Origin of the sequence: Moraxella canis, from assembly GCF_002014965.1 — a bacterium.
Classification (GTDB): domain Bacteria; phylum Pseudomonadota; class Gammaproteobacteria; order Pseudomonadales; family Moraxellaceae; genus Moraxella; species Moraxella canis.
The window spans coordinates 166,040-186,179 of record NZ_MUXT01000008.1 but is presented as its reverse complement, the minus strand read 5'-3'; the positions used below and the strand labels follow the sequence as shown (position 1 = coordinate 186,179).

Genomic DNA, 20,140 nt, shown 5'->3' with positions numbered 1-20,140 from the left:
TGCTAATTTGGATGTACCTCATTAATATGGCAATCCAACATAGTTTTCTGCCAGCGCCTTTGATGCATGGCTTGTTAGCTTAAGCTGATTAAATTCAGCTTGCTGCATTTTCTCATCAAAATCGTCATTTTCTGGGAATGTGTGTAGCAATCTAGTCATGTACCATGAAAATCTTTCTGCAGCCCAAACCCTCTTCATACAACGCTCAGAATAACTATCAATACCAAATTGACTGTTATTTTTGTAGTAATCAACAAATGCATCAGCGAGACATTGGACATCGCCGGCAGCCAAATTCAACCCTTTGGCACCAGTTGGCGGTACAATATGTGCCGCATCACCTGCAAGGAATAGAGTACTGTAACGCATTGGTTCACTGACAAAGCTACGCAATGGCGCAATACTTTTTTCTAGACTTGGTCCAGTAACCAATTTATTTGCCATTTCTGGTGGTAGCCGATTTTTGAGTTCTTGCCAAAAACGCTCATCAGACCAATCTTCCACTTTGTCACTAAGAGGGACTTGTAGATAATAGCGACTACGAGTAGTTGATCGCTGGCTGCACAGAGCAAAACCATTATCGTGTTTGACGTAGATTAGTTCTTCTGATATAGGCGGAGTGTCCGATAACAAACCTAGCCATCCAAAAGGATAGACCCGCTCATAGGTTTTTAGGATATCTGCTGGAATGCTTTTGCGAGAAACACCGTGATAACCGTCACAGCCTGCTATAAAGTCACAATCTAACCGGTGCTGCTCCCCATTTTTGATGTAAGTTACATATGGACATATAGTGTCAATATCATGTAATGCAACATCATTTGCTTCATATATGGTAGTACCACCCGTTGTAGTGCGAGCATCCATTAAATCTCGAGTGACTTCGGTTTGCCCATAAACAACAACATGTTTACCAATTTCTTTTTCGAAATCAATGCGTACATTCTGATGATCAAACACAAGTTCAACACCATGATGCACTAAGCCTTCCCGATGCATACGCTCTGCAACGCCCGCTTTTTCAAGACCCTTAACAGTCGTATGTTCTAGTACGCCTGCCCTAATACGGCTCAAAACGTACTCACTACTTTTACGCTCCAAAATTACATTGTCGATACCATTTTGATACAACAGTTGACCAAGTAAAAGTCCAGATGGACCCGCGCCAATAATAGCAACATTTGTTTTTGTAACATTTTTCATTGTTAATCTCCTTTAATAACTCAATAAACTATTAGCTGTCTTGATAGATTTTTTGTTTAAGTATTAAACATAGGCTTAGTATTAGAGATGGAATTGCTAGAATTATAAAAATGGTCACAAAATCCAAGTCCCAAGCTAATAACTGCCCTGTTAGGAAAGTGCCTGCAATAGCGCCAAATCGTCCAATGCCTAGCATCCAAGACACTCCTGTTGCACGACATTCAGTTGGGTAAAACTTCGCTGCAAGTGCTGGCAAGGAGCTTTGAGCAGTATTTTGAACTACGCCTGCGAATAGTACAACTACGATCAACATACCCAAACCTTGATCCAAAGCCCAGCCGATGCACGCAACAGAGATGGCGGTTAGGAAAGATAGCAGTGCAATTAGTTTATTGCCATTAAATCTGTCCATTAGATAGCCGCTAGCAATGGCGCCAAGGCCGCCAAGAGCAAACAAACCAGAGATTCTTGGACCCAACTCTGCAGGCATATTTACTTCTTTAAATAGCACTGGCATCCAGTTAATCATTGCATAAAAGATAATTAATCCACTAAAATATGACAGCCAAAGTAGTACAGAACCCGCTCGAAAGTGCTTGTTAAGCACCATTGCAATTGGATTGCTTGTTTGTCCTGCAATTTTGTTTTCAGGTATGATAAAAGTGGCGTTTTCTAGATTTTCGGTAGGGTTGATGCGTTTTAAGATTTTGCGAACCTCATTCTCAAGCGACTCTTTCGATACTAGAAATGATGCTGAGCGAGGCATAATAAAAATCATTAAAAAACCCAAAATTAGAGGCAAAAACCCGCACCAGAATAATGCTGTGCGCCAGCCATATTCTGGAATAATATACGATGCAAAGAAACCACCAGCCGCCGCACCTACGGGAAAGCCGCAATACATAGTGTTAAGAATCAATGATCTTTTATTTGTTGGGCAATACTCTGAAAGCATAGCAACCGCATTAGGAATGGCAGCTCCTAAGCCCAGTCCCGTAATGAAGCGTAGAACCGTTAGTTGAGTTAAATCTTGAGCAAAGGCTGAAGCAACACAAAGTCCTGAGAAGATGATTACTGAACTGGTCAATACTAATTTTCGACCAAATTTGTCAGCTAACGGTCCTGAAGTCATTGCACCAATTGCCAATCCGAATAGGGCGGCACTAAGAACGGGGGCTAGTTGGCTTTTTTCCATACCCCATTCTTCAAGCAGGCTTGGTGCAATATAACCAATTGCAGCCGTATCCATACCGTCAAAGAAGGCAACTAAAAGACAGATAATAAAAATCATCCATTGATATGCAGAAAATTTATTTTTATCTAAGAATTCTTGAACATTAACCACTTTATTTGCATTTTGCATTTTGCATTCTCCTTATTCCCTTTTGCAGTATGCAATATTTTAATTCCATGTATAACTAATAAGAGAGCTTGCCTCTTGGGGTATGTTAGTCGATATACTTAAGACCGGCTGCTGCAAGTTGCTCACGCATCTTATACATATCAAGCCCCAATATGCCTGAGGCGAGTTTTTCCCTTTTCTCACCCTCCAATGTTTCTCGCGCTAACCCTTTTTTTGCTACTTCGCTAGCGATTTGTCTAGGAACAACTACTACGCCGTCATCATCCGCAACGACGACATCCCCCGGGTTGACTATTGAGCTAGCACAGATGATGGGTACATTAACTGATCCAATAGTTGCCTTAATACAGCCTTTTGCGCTAATACACTTGCTCCAAACAGGGAAGTTCATTTCTGTAAGTGTTGCAACATCTCGGACGCCGGCATCAATCACAAGACCTTTTGCACCGCGAGCTTGAAAAGAGGTAGCTAGCAAATCACCAAAGTATCCGTCGGTACATGGCGCTGTAATGCCTGCCACAACAATATCACCTTGTTGAATCTGTTCAGCAGCTACATGCATCATCCAATTGTCGCCAGGGTGCAAAAGCACAGTTACAGCGCTACCAGCTATTTTTACACCGCTATAAATAGGTCGCATATAAGTCGCCATTAGACCCAGTCGTCCCATTGCTTCATGGGTAGTTGCTGAACCTAAATTTTGTAAAGTTTCAATTACTGAGGGTTCAACACGTTCTATGTTTTGATAAACTACACCTAATTGAGTTTGCATATATTCTTTCCTTTATCGTCCTTGGGATTTGAGTAGTGCATCTAGTCGGGGATAGACGCGTCTTGCATTATCTTCGTAAATTTGCTTGCGCTCATTATTGGTTAAATTCGCTTTTTCAATATAACGCTTGGTATCATCAAAGTAATATCCAGTTTCAGGATCGATTCCACGCACAGCACCGATCATCTCAGAGGCAAAAAGCACATTCTTAACCGGAATTACCTCGGTGAGTAGGTCGATACCAGGCTGATGATAGACGCAGGTATCAAAGAAAATATTATTTAGCAGATGTTCATCGAGTAATGGCTTACCTAGTGCCTGCGCTAGTCCACGATAACGACCCCAGTGGTAAGGCACCGCACCACCGCCATGTGGAATAACAAATTTTAAGCCTGGAAAGTCCTTAAATAAATCTGACTCTAAGCACTGCATGAAGGCAGTTGTATCAGCATTGATGTAATGCGAGCCTGTTGTATGAAAGCAGTTGTTACAGCTTGTACTAACATGGATCATAGCTGGGATATCAAGCTCAATCATTTTCTCGTAAAGTGGGTACCAATATTTATCAGCCAAGGATGGCGATGTCCAGTGACCGCCAGAAGGGTCTGGATTAAGATTAATGCCCACAAAACCATACTCATTCACGCATTTTTCCATTTCTGCAATAGAGGTTTCAATGGGAGTATTTGGAGATTGTGGCAGCATAGCTGCACCAACAAAGTTTTCAGGAAATAGTTGGCTTACTCTATAGCAAAGCTCATTGCATACTGAGGCCCAAGTTGATGAAACTTGATAATCACCAATATGATGGGCCATAAAACTAGCGCGTGGTGAGAAAATTGTTAAATCCAAACCACGTTCGTGCATTTTGGCCAGCTGATTAGTTTCAATACTCTCCCTTAGCTGGTCATCGCTAATTTTAAGCTCACTAACTTTTGGAGCTGCTTGACCTGCACTGAAAGCATTGATCTGACGATTGCGCCAGTCCTCTAAAGCCTTGGGGGCTGTGGTGTAATGTCCATGGATGTCAATAATCATAGCCAAACCTTCCTATTTTGTTATGGATTTCGGTAGGAAAATAGTATCACAGAGCTAGCGTTTAAATTATTAAAAGAATGTGATTTATTATTAGATTTTGATATAATTACTGAAATTATGCTTCTTTTTTTATCTTCGTTTATGCATATCCCTAATCTAAAGCATCTACATTTACTATGTGCTGTTGCTGATTTTCAAAGTATCAGCAAAGCATCTGAAGCTGTGTTTTTATCCCAATCGGCAGTGACTCAGGCTATCGCTAAATTATCACAAGAGCTTGGAACCCCTCTTATTATTCGAAAAAGTAGAGGGGTTGCTTTGACTCGTCAGGCTGAAACTTATGTCAATCGTGTAAAGAGGTCGCTTGCTATACTTAAATATGGATTGATTGAAGTCTTAAGGATGCAGGATTTCGGCATTCAAAAAAATGATTATTTATTTCATCACCTAACTAATACTCAACTTAAAGCATTTATTACTGTTGCGGAAACCAGCAATTATACTCATGCAGCTAAAAAGATTGGTACCTCTCAATCTTCTGTATATAGAAGCATTCAGGAATTGCAACATTTGCTGAATTTGAAGTTATTTGAAAAAACCAGTCTTGGATTAAAATTAAGTAAGATAGGATTAGTATTTTATCAAAGCTGCAAACTAGCAACTGCGGAGCTAGCCCAAGGAGAGATGGAAATTCGCATGGAGCAAAACCTAGAGGTTGGAAGAATTGTTATCGGTTCGATGCCACTGGTTCGTTACGAAGTTTTACCGAAGGCGATCAATCTTTTTAGTGATAGCCATCCTAAGGTTAATATTAAAATAGTTGAGTCTTCTTATGAAAGCATGCTTGAACAATTACAGCTAGGCGAAATTGATTTTTTAGTAGGTGCTTTACGAGAAATAGAGGAATCAACAGGCATTACACAAGAAAGATTGTTTGACGCCACACTATGTATTGTAGCTGACAAAAACCACCCTTTATCCTATCAAGACGATGTTAGAATTGATGAACTGATGCGATATACATGGGTATTGCCCGCGCGTGAAACGCCAACAAGAAAGCGATTTGAGTCAATGGTGTCAAGCAATGGTGAATTTAGCAATGAGCCAACTGTGATTGAGTGTAGCTCAATGGCGCTGGTGCGTGGCCTATTGATGGAAAGTAGTCGTTTGGCGTTAATTTCTCGTCAACAAGCGGGTTTGGAATTTGATTTTAATTTATTTGCAAAAATCAATTATGATTTTAACGACACTCCAAGGGCTATTGGATTGACATTTCGACATGATTGGATTGGCCTTAGCATTCATAACAATTTTCTTGACTGTCTAAGAAAAGTATCCCAAAATCAATCATTAAATGATTAGTAGTCTACCACCTCAACACATCTTACAAATACTCAAAATGATAAAATTGCTCATAACAATCATGGCGCAGCTTTCTGAAGATCACCTTATCTTGCAAATCATGGCGGTGTAGATATTTGTTCGATAAACATCTAGGTAGGTGTGTAATGATTCGATGAAGTCTTTAGCATCATTTACCTGAATAACAGACAGCTGATACAAAAGCTCAATATTTTCCAGTATTAAGAAATATTACAATTAGCTGATATATTTTTTTTGGCATTGTTAAACAAAAATACATCAGTTAAAATACCACACACTCAACCACATGTAAAACAACCACCCAATGAACCAAACATTTACCCATTGTCCTAAATGTCAAAATACACACTTTGTTAAAGCAGGGTTTAACAATGGCAAACAACGCTACAAGTGCAAAAACTGTCATTATTATTTTTTAAGTACACAAACACAGCTCTCATAAGAGCGATGCTATTAAGAAAATGGCAATAGATATGTATTTAGAAGGTCTAGGGTTTCGCTCCATTGGTAGAGTATTAAACATTAGTTACGGTACGGTCTATCAATGGGTTAAACATCTTGGGGAGCAACATCAAATCAAACCCAATGACAGTCAAGAAATTGACATTGTAGAGCTTGATGAAATCCACAGTTATACCAAACACAAAAAAAACTACTGCTGGACTTGGATTGCCATTGACCGACAAACAAAACACGTTTTAGGTTTTGTTTGTGGCAAACGAGACAGTAAAACCTTTGCAAGGCTATACAACACCCTAAACTCAAACAATATTAAGCTGTTTTGTTCTGATTATTGGAAATCTTATGATGAAATTATTCCAAAACACAAGCACCTAAAAAGCAAAGCTCAAACTTTTACCATTGAGAGTTATAACAGCCTTATTAGACATTTTACTGCAAGATTTAGGAGAAAGACCAAATGTTATTCTAAATGCAAGAAAATGATAGAAAATACGCTCAATTTACTGTTTGCTAAATGGAATGGGGGTTTGAGTTATGTATTTTAAATTAACAATGCCAGTTTTTTAAATATAAAACTTAGAGAATAACTACTATCTGCTTGATCGGAGAGAAATGTTTGCAATCATGTACATCATAAAATGCTAATAAATAGATTCTTATATATCAGAAAATCATAATAAATTAAGTTGAAGCAATAACTAGCTCAATCGCTTTTTTCTTTTAGCGAGATATCTAGTTCAATAACTTCTATGGTTATGGTGGTTTGCTCCATGTGATTTTCCTTTGATAATATGGTAATTTTAGTACAATTTGAAATGGGTTTGCATGGGTTGCCTTGCAACTTCTTTGCCAAGGCTATTTCTTGACAAGTTGTAATTCATAAGTATTTTGCAACTCCAACTAAAATACAGCGCCATACATAAAGCGGTGTCTGCACCGATACCACACTACTCACTTACAATATTATTAATATAGTCAGATATTAGACCAAAGCTTTTGACAAAGTCGCTTCTTGAGTAAATATCCGACTGATGATGTTGGATTTTAGACATAGTCCCAAAGACCAAACAAAATCACATCCTAACAGTCAGCATTTGACTTTACCACCACATTTACCTAATACTTAATTTCTGTATAAAACTTTGTATTGCCTCTTAATGTATTGATAATTACTCTATACCAGTTCCTTTGTATTGATAATACAAATCTCTCAGGGTGTTGTTAGCCCATTTATGCCGCGCCATATGGGGTTTAAATATCACTGCTTGTCTTGTTATATTTTGTATATATTGAATACATTTCTTGCAATTTTTTATTAACAATCGAGTAAATAGTATATAACCAAATGTGAAATAGGGTAGGGCTTACACCTCTGTTCGGTTAAAAATAAAAAGTCCGACAAGGCATTCTGTGATCGAATATTATGTATATAAATTTTAATGTTTTTGTAATCAGTTGCAGATAGCCTCATAGAATGGATAGCGTTGACATTTTTAATTGAAGGATTTTTCTTTCTAGGGTCTTCATCTGTTAATTGACCAATAAACATTAAATAACCTTGGATGGTATCCTTAAAGCCAGCTAATTTAAGTATTAATAATTCTCTGACACACAGTCTATAGTTGAGCATAATGCGATTCAATAAATAATTACACATTTGCAGTGACTGTTTACCAAATGGATTGTCCGGTTAGGCTTATCATTACCGCCAGTCGAATAATACTTTCAATCATTAGTTAACTATCACCATTCAAACACTAGTACTTGATTCACGCGAATTGGATATGCAAACAAATTCAGACTTTATTTCTTTAATTTGCTCAATTAAAAAACTTTATTTTTAGCAAAATGCGCAACCGCTAAATATTCAAAAAACTTACACACATGCACAAAGTGGTGCGCCAGGGTGCTTCCTAAAGCATCTCGCTTAGTACTATTGCCAAGCAAATAATCATAGAAGACATAACTACCATACAAAGGTACCATCGTTATTATGTCTACTGTAACAAAAAGTAGTGCCATATTTTGCAAGCCAAAATTAATAAAATAGATTAATAGAGCGTAAATTGCTTTATTGTGTTGAAATACTTCTTTTATGCATTCTGTTTGAGCAATATGCCATCGGATAAATGAGGGGTAAGTTTTTTCTCATCGGTTAGAATAGCAAGCCGATCAGTTTCTTTAACTTAAAGTTATTAAGTTAAACATAAAAAGAAAGGTATTTGTAAACCAAACTACAATAAAAATTCCTACACAATTTTTTAAAAACCAAATGTTTTTTATTGTATCAATTAAATCAATAGGTTGGATTAAATCTGTGAAGTCAAATTTACACCAAATATTATTTAACATAATATATATTATACGAAGTATAAGCAATCAATCCAAGAAAGCGTAATTTGCTTTCTTGGATTGATTGTGGGATTATTAGCGGCTCATTGAGTGGTCAGGTTTGCCCAGAGCTTTTCAAGGCGCTTAGCAGACACTGGCTGTGCCGTTTTCATCGGCTGTGCAAATAAATTAATGCGATACTCTTCAACAAGCCAACGATATTCTGCAAACTTAGGATTTTTGACACACGTCGCCAACCGCTCCATGTGCGCATCTAATAGATAAACAGCATCCAAATCCGCCTCCAAATTATGCTGCAGCCTATCCAGACGAATATTTAGCGCCTGTAGATAACGCGGATACTGACGCCAATGCTGATAATCGGTCTGATACACAAAATTAGCCAACTGCAAGTCGTCAAGCTGATCTTCAATGTCTTCAATATTCTCACCGAAGATTTCTTGATCTAGCATCAAAAGCTTGCCGCGGGCTGTTTGCCATGCGGTATAAATCTCTTTTAAATTTCTTAAGATTTCTTGACCGACCAATAAAAAATTCTTTAAAATTAAATCCTGACAATATTCAAACTCACGCTCATCAAGTGGCAAATGCGCGATGAGCCATTGATTATGCGCCGTTATTAGACCTGCAATTGCTGCTCTGGCATGGTCGCCATGTTTGCTGACAGGCTGACGATCAAAATCTTGACCATGTTCATACAGGCAAGCCTCCAAAGTCGCATGTATGACAATATTTTTTAGTTTTTCTAAATCACCAAGCGGCGCAAAAGCCAGTTTAAACGCTTTATCAATTTGGCTTGTCAGCTGCTTTTGTTTGGCACCCAAACGACCCTGAATGAGCGCTAGAATGCCCTTTTTATGCTCAGCCAAAGCAGCATTAATCTCTGTGAATGTCGCAATAAAAACCGCACTTTGGGTAGCGTCTGCTTTGAGCGCGGAAAACTCTTGCATGACAATGCCTGATGTGTGCTTATTTTTGACAAAATTAAAATGTTCGGGGAAATGATGGTGCAGCCCCTGCTCAACAGCGATGCTTTGAACACTGGTTTTGCGGTGGCGCGCCTGTAATCTAACCAGGTCGCGGCTTTTTTCAATCACACGGTTTTTATCATCCACCACACAAATCAATGGGCGCAGGTAATCTTCAACCTTATCAGGCGCAAAATCTTGAACTTGTGTGTGCACACCGAGCGTCTTTAGTGCCGCCACAAGCTGATCTAATAAGCCCATCTTTGAGCTTGCATCTAATTGGTGAAAAATCTTTTGGCATGTATCAGGAATGGGCACAATTTGTCGGCGAATTTCTTTAGGCAGTGTTTTTAATAATTGCAATACCAATTCATAGCGCCATCCTGAGATGCCCCAAAGCAGCGCCACAGGATCAAGCTGCGCCAATGCTTTGATGGGCACTCGCACAGTCACGCCATCGTCATCAGCAGCTGGATCAAACACATACGACAGCGGCAGGCGCACGCCGCCCAAATGCCAGCTTTCAGGAAATTCTCGATCATCATCGACAGATTCATTAAGCACATCTTCATCGCTAAAGTGCAAGAAGTTGGGCGTTTTGTTTTCAGCGTCATGATAAAATTCTTCAAAACTTTTGCGACTGGCGACATGATCAGGGATTTTGGCGTCATAAAATTGATATAAGCGTTCTTCATCGACCAATAAATCTCGGCGTCTAAGCTTGTCTTCAATACGCTCAATATCTTTGATTTTATTGGCATTATCTGCCAAAAATTTCATATGCGTCCCATATTGATTGGCAACCAAAGCATCACGAATAAAGATCTCTCTGGCTTGCACCAAATCAATTTGTTCAAAATTCACAAGCTCTTTGGCGATGACGATCAGTCCAAACAAGCTGATCTGAGCATAAGCACGCACACGCCCCGCTTTTTTTGACCAATGCGGCTCAAAATAATGATATTTTAATAAATTAGGAGCAGCTTTGATGATCCATTCAGGTTCAATCTTAGCCAGTGTGCGCATATAAACTTGAGAAGTTTCCACCACTTCAAACGCCATCACCCACTCGGCACCCTTTTTGTGAAGCGTGCTGGCAGGAAAAATGCGGGCTTTTTGGCTGCGTGCCATCAAATATTCGCCCACCGTATCGGTTTTGTGTGCCACAAATGACAAAAGCGCACTCAAAAGCGCACGATGAATATTGGCATAATGAATGCTTGTCTTATCATCAATGTCATGTTTTAAGGCTTTGGCGCCCACGAGCGCTTGCTTGATGGATTTTTGACGAGAAGTGCCAGACTTAAGCGATAATCGAACGCCCTTTTTGGTATCGACTTGCGCACCATTTTGGATATTTTTTCGTTTATTGATCTCAAAACCCATCTCCGCCATCATCTCGCTGAGCTGCCTGTGGGTTTTTTGCCATTCGCGGATGCGTGCATAGCTAAGATAATGTTTTTTGGCAAAATTGCGGCGAGCATTACTGCCAAGCACTTGATTGTCATTGGCTGCATGCTTATCAAACAGCGCTGCAAACAATTCTAAATAAAATAAAAAATCTGAATCATCTTTTCGAAATAATGCGTGCTTTTGATCAGCTTGGGCTTGTTTATTGATTGGGCGTTCACGCACATCTTGAACTGCCAACGCCGATACGATGATCAAAATGTCTGCCAAACAATCAAATGTATCGCCCGCCACAAGCATTCGAGCCAATCGCGGATCGATGGGCATTTTTGCCATTTGTTGTCCGATTTTGGTCAGACTGCCAAGCTGCGCGCGACCTTTTTTGGCACGCGTTTTGGTAAAGCTTTTATCATCGAGCGCCCCTAATTCTATCAAAAGCTTGCGACCATCATTCACCAATCGCAAGTCAGGCGGCGTGATGAAGTCAAACGAGCTGACATCACCAAGCTGAAGCCGCTCCATCTGCAAGATGACCGACGCTAAGTTGGTGCGCAGGATTTCAGGTTCGGTAAACTCCGGACGACTGTTAAAATCTTCTTCAGAATACAATCGGATGCACACCCCAGGCGCCACCCTGCCGCATCGCCCTTTTCTTTGATTGGCGGCGGCTTGACTGATCGCTTCGATGGGCAGTCTTTGGATGCGCGAGCGGTAGTTATAGCGAGACACTCTGGCAAAACCTAAGTCAATCACATAGCGAATATTCGGCACCGTCAGCGCAGTTTCTGCGACGTTTGTCGCGATAACGATACGCCGCCCTTTGCCTGAAGGCGCAAATATCCTTTGCTGCTCGCCATAGCTTTGGCGCGCAAATAACGGCAAAATCTCAGTATGGGCAGGTGCGTATAACGTCAGAACTTCTTGCAGCTCACGGATTTCAGCTTCTGTTGCCGCAAAAATGAGAATATCTGCCTGATCTGGATGCCCTTTGGCGCGCGCATCTTCAAAGCATTCATTGACCGCCGCTGTCAAAGCACGCGGCAAATTATCCTCAATGTCATCAAACGCATCATCATCTTGGCTCGATACGATGGTATCAGTCAAGGGGCGATAGCGCACCTCAACAGGATAGCTACGACCCTCAACGACATACACAGGTGCAGGCTTGCCACGCACCGCAAAATATTCAGAAAACCTTTGAGTATCTAAAGTGGCGGAAGTGATGATGACTTTCAGATCAGGGCGCTTGGGCAGGAGACGCTTTAGATATCCCATGATAAAATCAATATTTAGGCTGCGCTCGTGCGCTTCATCAATGATGATGGTGTCATAATTTGCTAAAAATTTATCAGAGCCTAACTCAGCCAGTAAAATGCCGTCTGTCATCAGCTTGACGATCGCGTTCTTGCCGCCTTCTTCGGTGAAGCGGATCTTAAAGCTCACCGTCTGACCAAGCTCTTCGCCAAGCTCTTCGGCGATACGCGTCGCTACTGAGCGTGCAGCCAAGCGGCGCGGCTGCGTGTGACCGATTTGACCAGTGGCACCGCGACCTGCCATCATGGCAAGCTTGGGGAGCTGCGTGGTTTTGCCAGAGCCTGTCTCGCCTGCGATGATGACCACTTGATGCTCACGGATCGCTTGGATGAGCGTCTCAGCTTCAGCAGTGACAGGCAAATCATGATTAAGTTTTTCTGACAGATTTTTTGGGATGCTCTCCATGCGCTTAGCGACCTGTTCAGCGGAGCGCTCATAGACGGCGTCATAGCGTATTTTACACTTGGCTTTCAGATCGCCTGTGGTAGAATCCACTTTTTGTTTTAGTTTATATAAATAATGTCTGTCTTTGGCAAGAACGGGTAAATGATCGGTAGAATACATATTTTTAAGTTATTTTTGTCTTATTAAAGGCATTAAAAGAATTAGTTGTGCTTTGATGCATGGGCTTTTGGTTCATTCATGGGTCTATATGAGGGCTTGAATGTATTAATAAACCGTGTATTGTAAATAAAATCATCAAAACCTGCAATTTTCTGTTTGGGCGGCGACTTTATGGCGCTATACTGGCGGCGGCTCGTACTCGTATCTTTAGTAAATCCATTAACTTATGCTATAATGCTAAGTATCTTTTTTGCCCAGTTGATTATCAATTATGAACGAATCCATTAGCCTGATTTCACTGATCATTGAAGCAAGTGTTGTTGTTAAATTGGTCATGGCACTGCTACTTTTACTGTCTATGATCAGTTGGGTGCTGATTTTCCACTTGAGCGCTAAAATTGGTGGCGCTGCTAGGTTTGATGAGCGATTTGAGCGGTGGTTTTGGACTGACGACATCGACCGTCAGCTGTCTGTTGTGCAATCAGAATCTAAGCGCACAGGGCTTGAGGCGATTTTTTATACAGGTTTTCATGACCCAAATCATCAAGATGCCCAGCTTAGCGATGATAAAAAAGTACAACTCGTTGAGCGCCGCTTACGCATGGCATTAGGTGGTGAGCAAGTCCGTCTTGAAAAAGGATTATCAACGCTTGCAACGATAGGTTCTGTATCGCCTTATATCGGACTGTTTGGCACGGTATGGGGGATTATGAATGCGTTTATCGGTCTGGGTCAAGCTGAATCGGTTAGCCTTGCGACTGTTGCGCCGAGTATTGCTGAAGCATTAATTGCAACAGCGCTTGGTCTATTTGCCGCCATTCCTGCGACGATGGCATACAACCATTTTACCGCCAAATCGAATGTACTTTATGAAAATCGTAGCTTGTTTTGTGAAGGCTTAATGAGTGCATTGGTTTTTAATTTGGCAAAAAAGAACACCACATTAACCCCATAGAGCGTATTATGGCAACTTCCAATCGATTCGCCCGCCGTCAAAGACCGCTGAACAGCGAAATGAATGTTGTTCCTTACATTGATGTGATGTTGGTGCTCTTGGTGATATTTATGGTAACTGCGCCGATGCTTGCCACAGGCGTTGAGGTATCACTGCCAAAAGAAGACACCAAGCCCATCACACAAGCTGATGATCTGCCCGTCATTGTCAGCCTTCAGTCAGATGGCAGCTTATATGTCAGCCATAAAAATGCCATTGATGAGCCGATCACATCCGACAGGCTAGATGCGCTGCTACGCCAGATGCATCAAGAAAATGCCAATCTTCAAGTGATGGTCAATGCCGATGCAGATAATCCTTACAGCCAAATCATGCGTATTATGGCATTGATTCAAAATGCTGGCGTCACCCAAGTCAGCTTGCTCAGTGAATCCGCTCAGTGATGCATGACAATGAATAAGGCAAACCAATCAATGCACTCTGATCACAATCAAACAGCAAATTTTGATAAATCTGCGCTAACTTTACCGATTTTAGCCAGTATCTTAGTGCACGCCGTGATCATCATCGCGGTAGCGGCGCCACTGATCACGCCGCCTAAGTCTGATACCGCCATCCAGACCGCTTTGGTCAATCAAGAGGCGTTTAATAGCGCTAAGACAGCCTTGATGACTCATCACGCCAATCAAAATACCAAGACTGCCAACGCTTCAAGCGCCATCACACCTGGCGACAAAGCGCTCATGCAAGCCCAAACTCAGCGCCGCTATCAGCCTCAGGTCTCAACTTCAGCCTCCACCGTCCAAGCTTATCACCCGCTGCCTGAAGCAGCACCGCCTGAATCAATTCGACAAAGCGCACAAGTTCAGCAGGCAAGCCCCCAACCCGCTGGACAGGCAGAATATTCTCATAATGCATCAAGCTCTGAGCAGGCGACTGGTGGCGATCCTGCACCAAGCCGAGCACAAATCAATGCTGCCATCAGCTCGGTCAAGCAGCGCATTGAGTCCATTTGGAAACGCTATCCCAAGCAGCCTAATCAAACCATCACCTTTCAGGTGAATATCGATCAACAAGGTAATGTCACCTCGATACAATTCGGCGGCGGTCATCCTGATTTGCGTGAATCCGTGGAAGCGGCAGTGTATGCTGCTGCGCCATTTTATGAGCTTGGTGGTATTCGTGATAGTATTCGCTTGCAGTTCACCACAGAGCAGCTTATTATGGATCATAGCCAAACACCCAATGAGCCTTAATCATCGATAATCATCATGGAATTTTTATGAAATCACCTATTACCAAAGCCTGCCTTGCTCTGACAATTAGCCTTGCTGCCGCTGATGCGCACGCTGATGATGAGCTGATTGTCATTACCGAGCAAGTCGCCCAAAGCCGATACCCTGTGGCAGTCATGCCTTTTTCAGACGCTCATCAAGTCAGTCATCATCTAAGTTTGGCAGGTCTTGGCGCCACCCACCAAAACTTACCGCAGCATACCCAAGCCAGTAGCGAGATTCTGCGCAATCTGACAACATGGCGCAACCAAGGCTTTGAATATGTCATTTTGGCACAGTCACATAGCATTCCAGGGAATAAGCTTGCAATCAGCTACGAAATCGTCGATACTAAGACTGGTTCGGTGAGCGTCAAGCACACCCAAATCAGCGATAATCATCCTGCCGCTGTACAAGCTGCCTATCGCCAAATCAGCGATAAAATCTATCAAGCCATCACAGGACAGCCATCGGATTTGATGGGTAAAATCGCTTATGTGGAAGAAAGTGGGTCACCGCACAATAAAGTCTCAACTCTTAAATTGATTGATCCAAGCGGTCAACTCATCCGCACGCTAGATACGGTCAATGGATCGATCATGACGCCTGCGTTTTCTCCCGATGGCTTAAGCATTGCTTATAGTGTACAAACAAAAAATAGCCTGCCCGTGATTTATATCGTCCCTGTCTCAGGCGGCACGCCAAAGCTTGTTACGCCATTTTGGGGTCATAATTTGGCGCCAAGTTTTTCGCCAGACGGTGGTAGTATCTTATTTTCAGGTAGCCATGAGAATAATAATCCGAACATTTATCGGCTCAATTTGCACGCCAATCACTTAGACACCCTCACCACATTAGCTGGCGCTGAGAATTCGCCAAATTATTTGGCAGATGGGTCAGGCTTTATTTATACCGCCGATAAAGGCACGCGTCGCCAAAGCTTGTATCGCTATGAGTTTGGTAACGCGCGCAGCACCCAAATCGCCTCTCACGCCACCAACCCACGCTTAAGCTTGGATACCTCAAAGCTTGTGTATGTATCAGGGGGGCGGATCATCATCGCCAATGCTCAAGGCCGCGCTCAGCAAAGTTTTGGTGTCTTAGGCACCGATGTGTCTGCCAGTTTTTCGCCCTCAGGCACACGGATCATCTACACATCCAATCAAGGCAGCAAAAACCAGCTCATGATCCGCTCGCTATCAAGTAATGCCACACGCGCCATTCCAACCTCGGGCGCGGCGCGTGATCCAATTTGGTCAAAATAATGCCAATGGGTGTGCCAACCAAAATGCCGAAATACCGCGCTCGAGCAAGATTTTTCGTGGTGGGCGTGACGGCAGGCTTGATCAGCTTGAGCGGCTGTCAGCACATTCAAGTGACAAAAAGCCCAATGCCTGTCGTCGTCCATACGCGCGAAAAATTGCCGCCCAAACCTGAGGCTGCATCAGCTGACGCTCTACCCACCAAATACCGCCCAACCCCTACAACCATACAACAGCCTAGTACGATATTTATTTTGGAAGATTGGTTTTAGGTGGTCTTGGCAGATTCAAAATATAATAACAGTTCATTGACCTTATCAATTCTATCTTGGACATCCATCGGCTGCTGACTGGTGTAGCGAATGGCAGTTGCGCCATTCATGCGATAGCCATCATTGGACTGAATCAGCTTAATAATCGCCAGCCCATCGACAGGCGTGTCAGGACGAAACTCGATACTGATGGTGCTTTGGGAGGCGTCAATCTTGGTGATCCCTAGCGCTTTGGCGCGTATGCGAATGCGATGCACCGCAAATAAATTTTGTGTTTGGGTGGGTAGCGTGCCAAATCTATCAATCATCTCGGTACGAATGTCTATCAGCTGATTGACATCGTCTAAGCTACTGATTCTTTTATAAAATACCAAACGCTCATGCACATCGCCCAAATACTCATCAGGTATCAGCGCGGATGCATGAATATCAATATCACTGACCAAATCCAGTGGCGTGGCAAGGCTTGGCGTCTTGCCTTGTTTGATGGCATTGGTGGCACGCTCAAGCATATCCATATATAAGCCAAAGCCGATGGTTTGCATATTGCCAGACTGCTCTTTACCCAAAATCTCACCAGCACCACGAATCTCCAAATCTTCACTGGCAAGCATAAATCCTGCGCCCAAAGTATTGGCTCTGGTGATGGCATTCAGGCGTTTTTTGGCATCGCTTGACAAGCCTTTCAAGGACGGCACCATCAGATAGCAATAAGCCTGATGATGGCTTCGTCCCACACGGCCGCGCAGCTGATGCAGCTGAGCGATACCAAATTTATCCGCTCGGTGAATGATAATGGTGTTGGCATTGGGTACATCGATGCCTGTCTCAATGATGGTGCTGGCAACCAGCACATTGAATTTTTTATGATAAAAATCATTCATCACCGCGGACAGCTCGCGTTCATTCATCTGCCCATGTGCGACCGCCACCCGCGCTTCACCGACCAACTCACGAAGCGACTCAGCCGCCGTCTCGATACTGGCAACATCATTATGCAGATAATACACCTGACCACCCCTGAGTATCTCCCGCAAAATCGCCTCTTTAATCGTCTCATCAGATTTGGGTAATAAAAAAGTCTTAATCGCTAAGCGTCTGGCAGGCGGTGTGGCGATGATAGAGATATCTTGCATGCCTGATAGCGCCATGTTCAGTGTGCGTGGGATGGGCGTGGCAGTCATAGACAGACTGTCGATATCGGTTTGTAGTGCCTTGATGCGCTCTTTGTGGCGCACGCCAAAACGATGCTCTTCATCAATGATCATCAAACCAAGCCGCTTGAACTTGACATCGTCTTGGATGAGCTTATGTGTGCCGATCACTATATCCACCGTGCCATCAGCCAGCCCTGCAAGGATGTTGTCTTGATGCTTTTTATTGCCAAATCTGGATAAACTCTCGATTTTAATCGGCCAATCGGCAAAGCGATTCAAGAAACTGTCTTCGTGCTGACCTGCCAAAAGCGTCGTCGGAACAAGCACGGCGACTTGATAGCCTGCCTGCACCGCGATGAATGCTGCACGCATTGCCACTTCAGTCTTTCCAAAGCCAACATCCCCACAGATCAGTCGATCCATCGGTTTATTTTGTTTCATATCATGCATCACCGCATGGATGGCTTCAGCTTGATCGAGGGTTTCTTCAAAAGCGAATTGGCTAGCAAACAGCTCATATTGAGCCATATCGATATCAAAGCTGATGCCTGATTTGGCATTTCTGCGCGCCTGCACATTCAAAAGCTCAGCGGCGACATCATGGATTTGCTCAAGCGCTTTTAGCTTGGCTTTTTCCCATTTGCCTGAGCCGATTTTAGATAGGCTGACCGCTTCAGAATCCGTGCCGCTGTATCGCCCAATCAGCGCCAAATTGGTAATAGGCACATAGATACTGGCATCATCAGCATATTTTAGATGAATGAATTCTTGCTCACCTTCACCCACATCCAGCACCACCAAGCCGTGATAGCGCCCAATCCCATGCTCAAGATGAACCACCAGCGCCCCTTCGGTCAGCTCGGTTACCGATTTGACCAAAAAAGCTTGCGAAATGCTTGATTGACGGCGGCGGCGTGTTTGCAGGACTTGCCTACCAAAAATTTGTGTCTCTGAAATAATGCATAAGCCGCCCGCTTCGTAACGCAACCAAAGCCCACGCTCAATCGGCGCGACACTCAAGGCGATACGATCGGCATGAAACTGGTCCAAATTATCAATAAATTCTTGATAATCTTTAACTATTTGTACGGCGATCTTACCTTTGAGAAGCTCAAGAATGATCTCACGGCGACCAGCGCTTTCGGCAACCAATAAAATCGGCACTTGTTCTGATTTGATGAATGATAGCAGCTCAGATAAAGGTTCAGCGGCTTGGTGATTGATAGCCAAAGTCGGTGGGTCTAAGCTCTGCATAGCGCCAATCTTAGCATCAGCGCTGTTTGTGCTAACGATGACTCTGGGATAAGCCTTCAATGCTTGATGAAATTCATTATTTGCTAAAAATAAATAATCAGGCGGCATGACAGGTAGCGATTTATCATGCGCACGCGAATGGTGGCGCGCTTGGATTTGCTGATAATACTCATCATGACGAGTAGCAAGATCATCGTGACTGACCATCAGTGCATCATCGGGCAAATAGCTAAATAAACTACCCGTCTTCATCCAATCTTCAAGATCAAAAAATAAAGGCGAATAAAATTCAATCCCTTGGGGCGCGATGGCTGCCATGACATCATTATAAAATTCTATCTTGCGAGCGCTGGCATCGGGAAACAGACTGGCAAAATTTTGGCGAAAATTCTCACGCCCTTCTTCTAAAGGAAATTCTTTGGCAGGTAGCAGGCGAAACTCAGTAAGTTTGGCATAAGATGGCAGCTTTTGGGCATGATGCGTATTCAGACCTGCTTGGGCATCTTTTTTTAGCTGAAATAAATCATCATCAGATAAAGTGCGCTGGCTATCAGGATCAAAAAATTTGATCGTTTCAATGTCTTCATCAAACAAATCAATGCGAAACGGCAGGCTTTGACCAACCGCAAAAATATCCACAATGCTGCCACGAACCGCAAATTCGCCCGGCTCAAACACATTGTCCGTCTGCACATAACCTGCTTTGGTGAGCCGAAGTCGCTGCTCATTAATATCAAGTCGATCGCCGACGGTCAAATCAAAATGCTGTCCTATCAGCCAACTTGGCGGCGCGATACGCTGCATCAGCGTCTGAGCGCTCACCAATAAAATCCCAGTCGTAGGCATCCGTGTCAGTAAGGCGATGCGTTCTGAAATGATATCTTGATGGACGGACAGCTGATCATAAGCCAAAATCTCCCAGTCTGGGAAAACGTGCGCATCAACGCCAAAAAAAGATAACTCAGTCTCCAACTGGTTGAGCTCATTTTGATTGTTGGCGATCATCACGATCAGCCGCTCTTCACTTTTGGCTGCCAGCGCAAGCCAAAAACTCACATCCGCGCCACCTAGTAAGGGTAAAGGTTTCTTAAAATTTGCTTTGGTTGGTAAATTTAATTTATTCAGTGTCTCAATCAT

At 42.9% G+C, this 20,140-nt stretch carries 14 protein-coding genes; 7 read left to right on the top strand and 7 right to left on the bottom strand.

What is annotated here, in order from left to right; translation table 11 throughout:
• Positions 1-21: 21 nt before the first annotated feature.
• From pobA to B0180_RS06960, 4 genes are all read right to left on the bottom strand, one after another.
• Positions 22-1,203, bottom strand: coding sequence for a 4-hydroxybenzoate 3-monooxygenase (gene pobA, locus B0180_RS06975; RefSeq protein WP_078256273.1), 1,182 nt, complete (start codon positions 1,201-1,203; stop codon positions 22-24).
• Between the two features lie 31 nt (positions 1,204-1,234).
• Complete coding sequence (locus B0180_RS06970; protein WP_078256272.1) at positions 1,235-2,566, bottom strand: MFS transporter; 1,332 nt, start codon at positions 2,564-2,566, stop codon at positions 1,235-1,237.
• Between the two features lie 85 nt (positions 2,567-2,651).
• Entirely contained in the window at positions 2,652-3,338 is a 687-nt protein-coding gene (gene ligK / locus B0180_RS06965) for a 4-carboxy-4-hydroxy-2-oxoadipate aldolase/oxaloacetate decarboxylase (protein WP_064609730.1), read from the bottom strand.
• A 12-nt stretch (positions 3,339-3,350) separates the two neighbouring features.
• On the bottom strand, positions 3,351-4,376 hold the full coding sequence (locus B0180_RS06960) for an amidohydrolase family protein (RefSeq protein ID WP_078256271.1): 1,026 nt from the start codon (positions 4,374-4,376) through the stop codon (positions 3,351-3,353).
• 141 nt (positions 4,377-4,517) lie between these two features.
• Here B0180_RS06960 and B0180_RS06955 point away from each other — a divergent pair, with 141 nt between their 5' ends.
• Both B0180_RS06955 and B0180_RS06950 read left to right on the top strand, forming a co-directional pair.
• A complete protein-coding gene (locus B0180_RS06955; RefSeq protein WP_167366933.1) occupies positions 4,518-5,738 on the top strand; it encodes a LysR family transcriptional regulator in 1,221 nt (406 codons plus the stop codon).
• Between the two features lie 325 nt (positions 5,739-6,063).
• Positions 6,064-6,766, top strand: a protein-coding gene (locus B0180_RS06950; RefSeq protein WP_420866059.1) for an IS1 family transposase whose coding sequence is annotated in 2 segments (ribosomal slippage) — positions 6,064-6,177 and positions 6,179-6,766 — 702 coding nt in all. Because the reading frame shifts where the segments join, the coding sequence is not laid out codon by codon here.
• A 1,279-nt stretch (positions 6,767-8,045) separates the two neighbouring features.
• Here B0180_RS06950 and B0180_RS10080 read toward each other — a convergent pair.
• On the bottom strand, positions 8,046-8,243 hold the full coding sequence (locus B0180_RS10080) for a hypothetical protein (RefSeq protein WP_143821293.1): 198 nt from the start codon (positions 8,241-8,243) through the stop codon (positions 8,046-8,048).
• A gap of 413 nt (positions 8,244-8,656) precedes the next feature.
• The gene (hrpA, locus tag B0180_RS06940; protein WP_078256268.1) at positions 8,657-12,829 is read right to left on the bottom strand and encodes an ATP-dependent RNA helicase HrpA; all 4,173 of its coding nucleotides are present in this window, start codon (positions 12,827-12,829) and stop codon (positions 8,657-8,659) included.
• A 271-nt stretch (positions 12,830-13,100) separates the two neighbouring features.
• Between hrpA and tolQ the strand changes: the two genes are divergently transcribed.
• Genes tolQ through B0180_RS06915 form a run of 5 tightly spaced genes read left to right on the top strand, consistent with a single transcriptional unit; the run spans position 13,101 to position 16,592 of the window.
• Positions 13,101-13,784, top strand: coding sequence for a protein TolQ (gene tolQ, locus B0180_RS06935; protein WP_078256267.1), 684 nt, complete (start codon positions 13,101-13,103; stop codon positions 13,782-13,784).
• 8 nt (positions 13,785-13,792) lie between these two features.
• A complete protein-coding gene (gene tolR, locus B0180_RS06930; RefSeq protein ID WP_078256266.1) occupies positions 13,793-14,227 on the top strand; it encodes a protein TolR in 435 nt (144 codons plus the stop codon).
• Between the two features lie 30 nt (positions 14,228-14,257).
• Positions 14,258-15,040, top strand: coding sequence for a cell envelope integrity TolA family protein (locus tag B0180_RS06925; protein WP_078256265.1), 783 nt, complete (start codon positions 14,258-14,260; stop codon positions 15,038-15,040).
• A 26-nt stretch (positions 15,041-15,066) separates the two neighbouring features.
• On the top strand, positions 15,067-16,323 hold the full coding sequence (locus B0180_RS06920; RefSeq protein WP_078256264.1) for a PD40 domain-containing protein: 1,257 nt from the start codon (positions 15,067-15,069) through the stop codon (positions 16,321-16,323).
• Between the two features lie 23 nt (positions 16,324-16,346).
• Positions 16,347-16,592 (top strand): hypothetical protein, encoded by a 246-nt coding sequence (locus B0180_RS06915; protein WP_233424950.1) that lies wholly within the window; start codon positions 16,347-16,349, stop codon positions 16,590-16,592.
• Here the strand turns inward: B0180_RS06915 and mfd are convergent.
• Positions 16,589-20,140, bottom strand: a complete 3,552-nt coding sequence (gene mfd, locus B0180_RS06910) for a transcription-repair coupling factor (protein ID WP_078256263.1) — start codon at positions 20,138-20,140, stop codon at positions 16,589-16,591. The genes B0180_RS06915 and mfd overlap by 4 nt on opposite strands.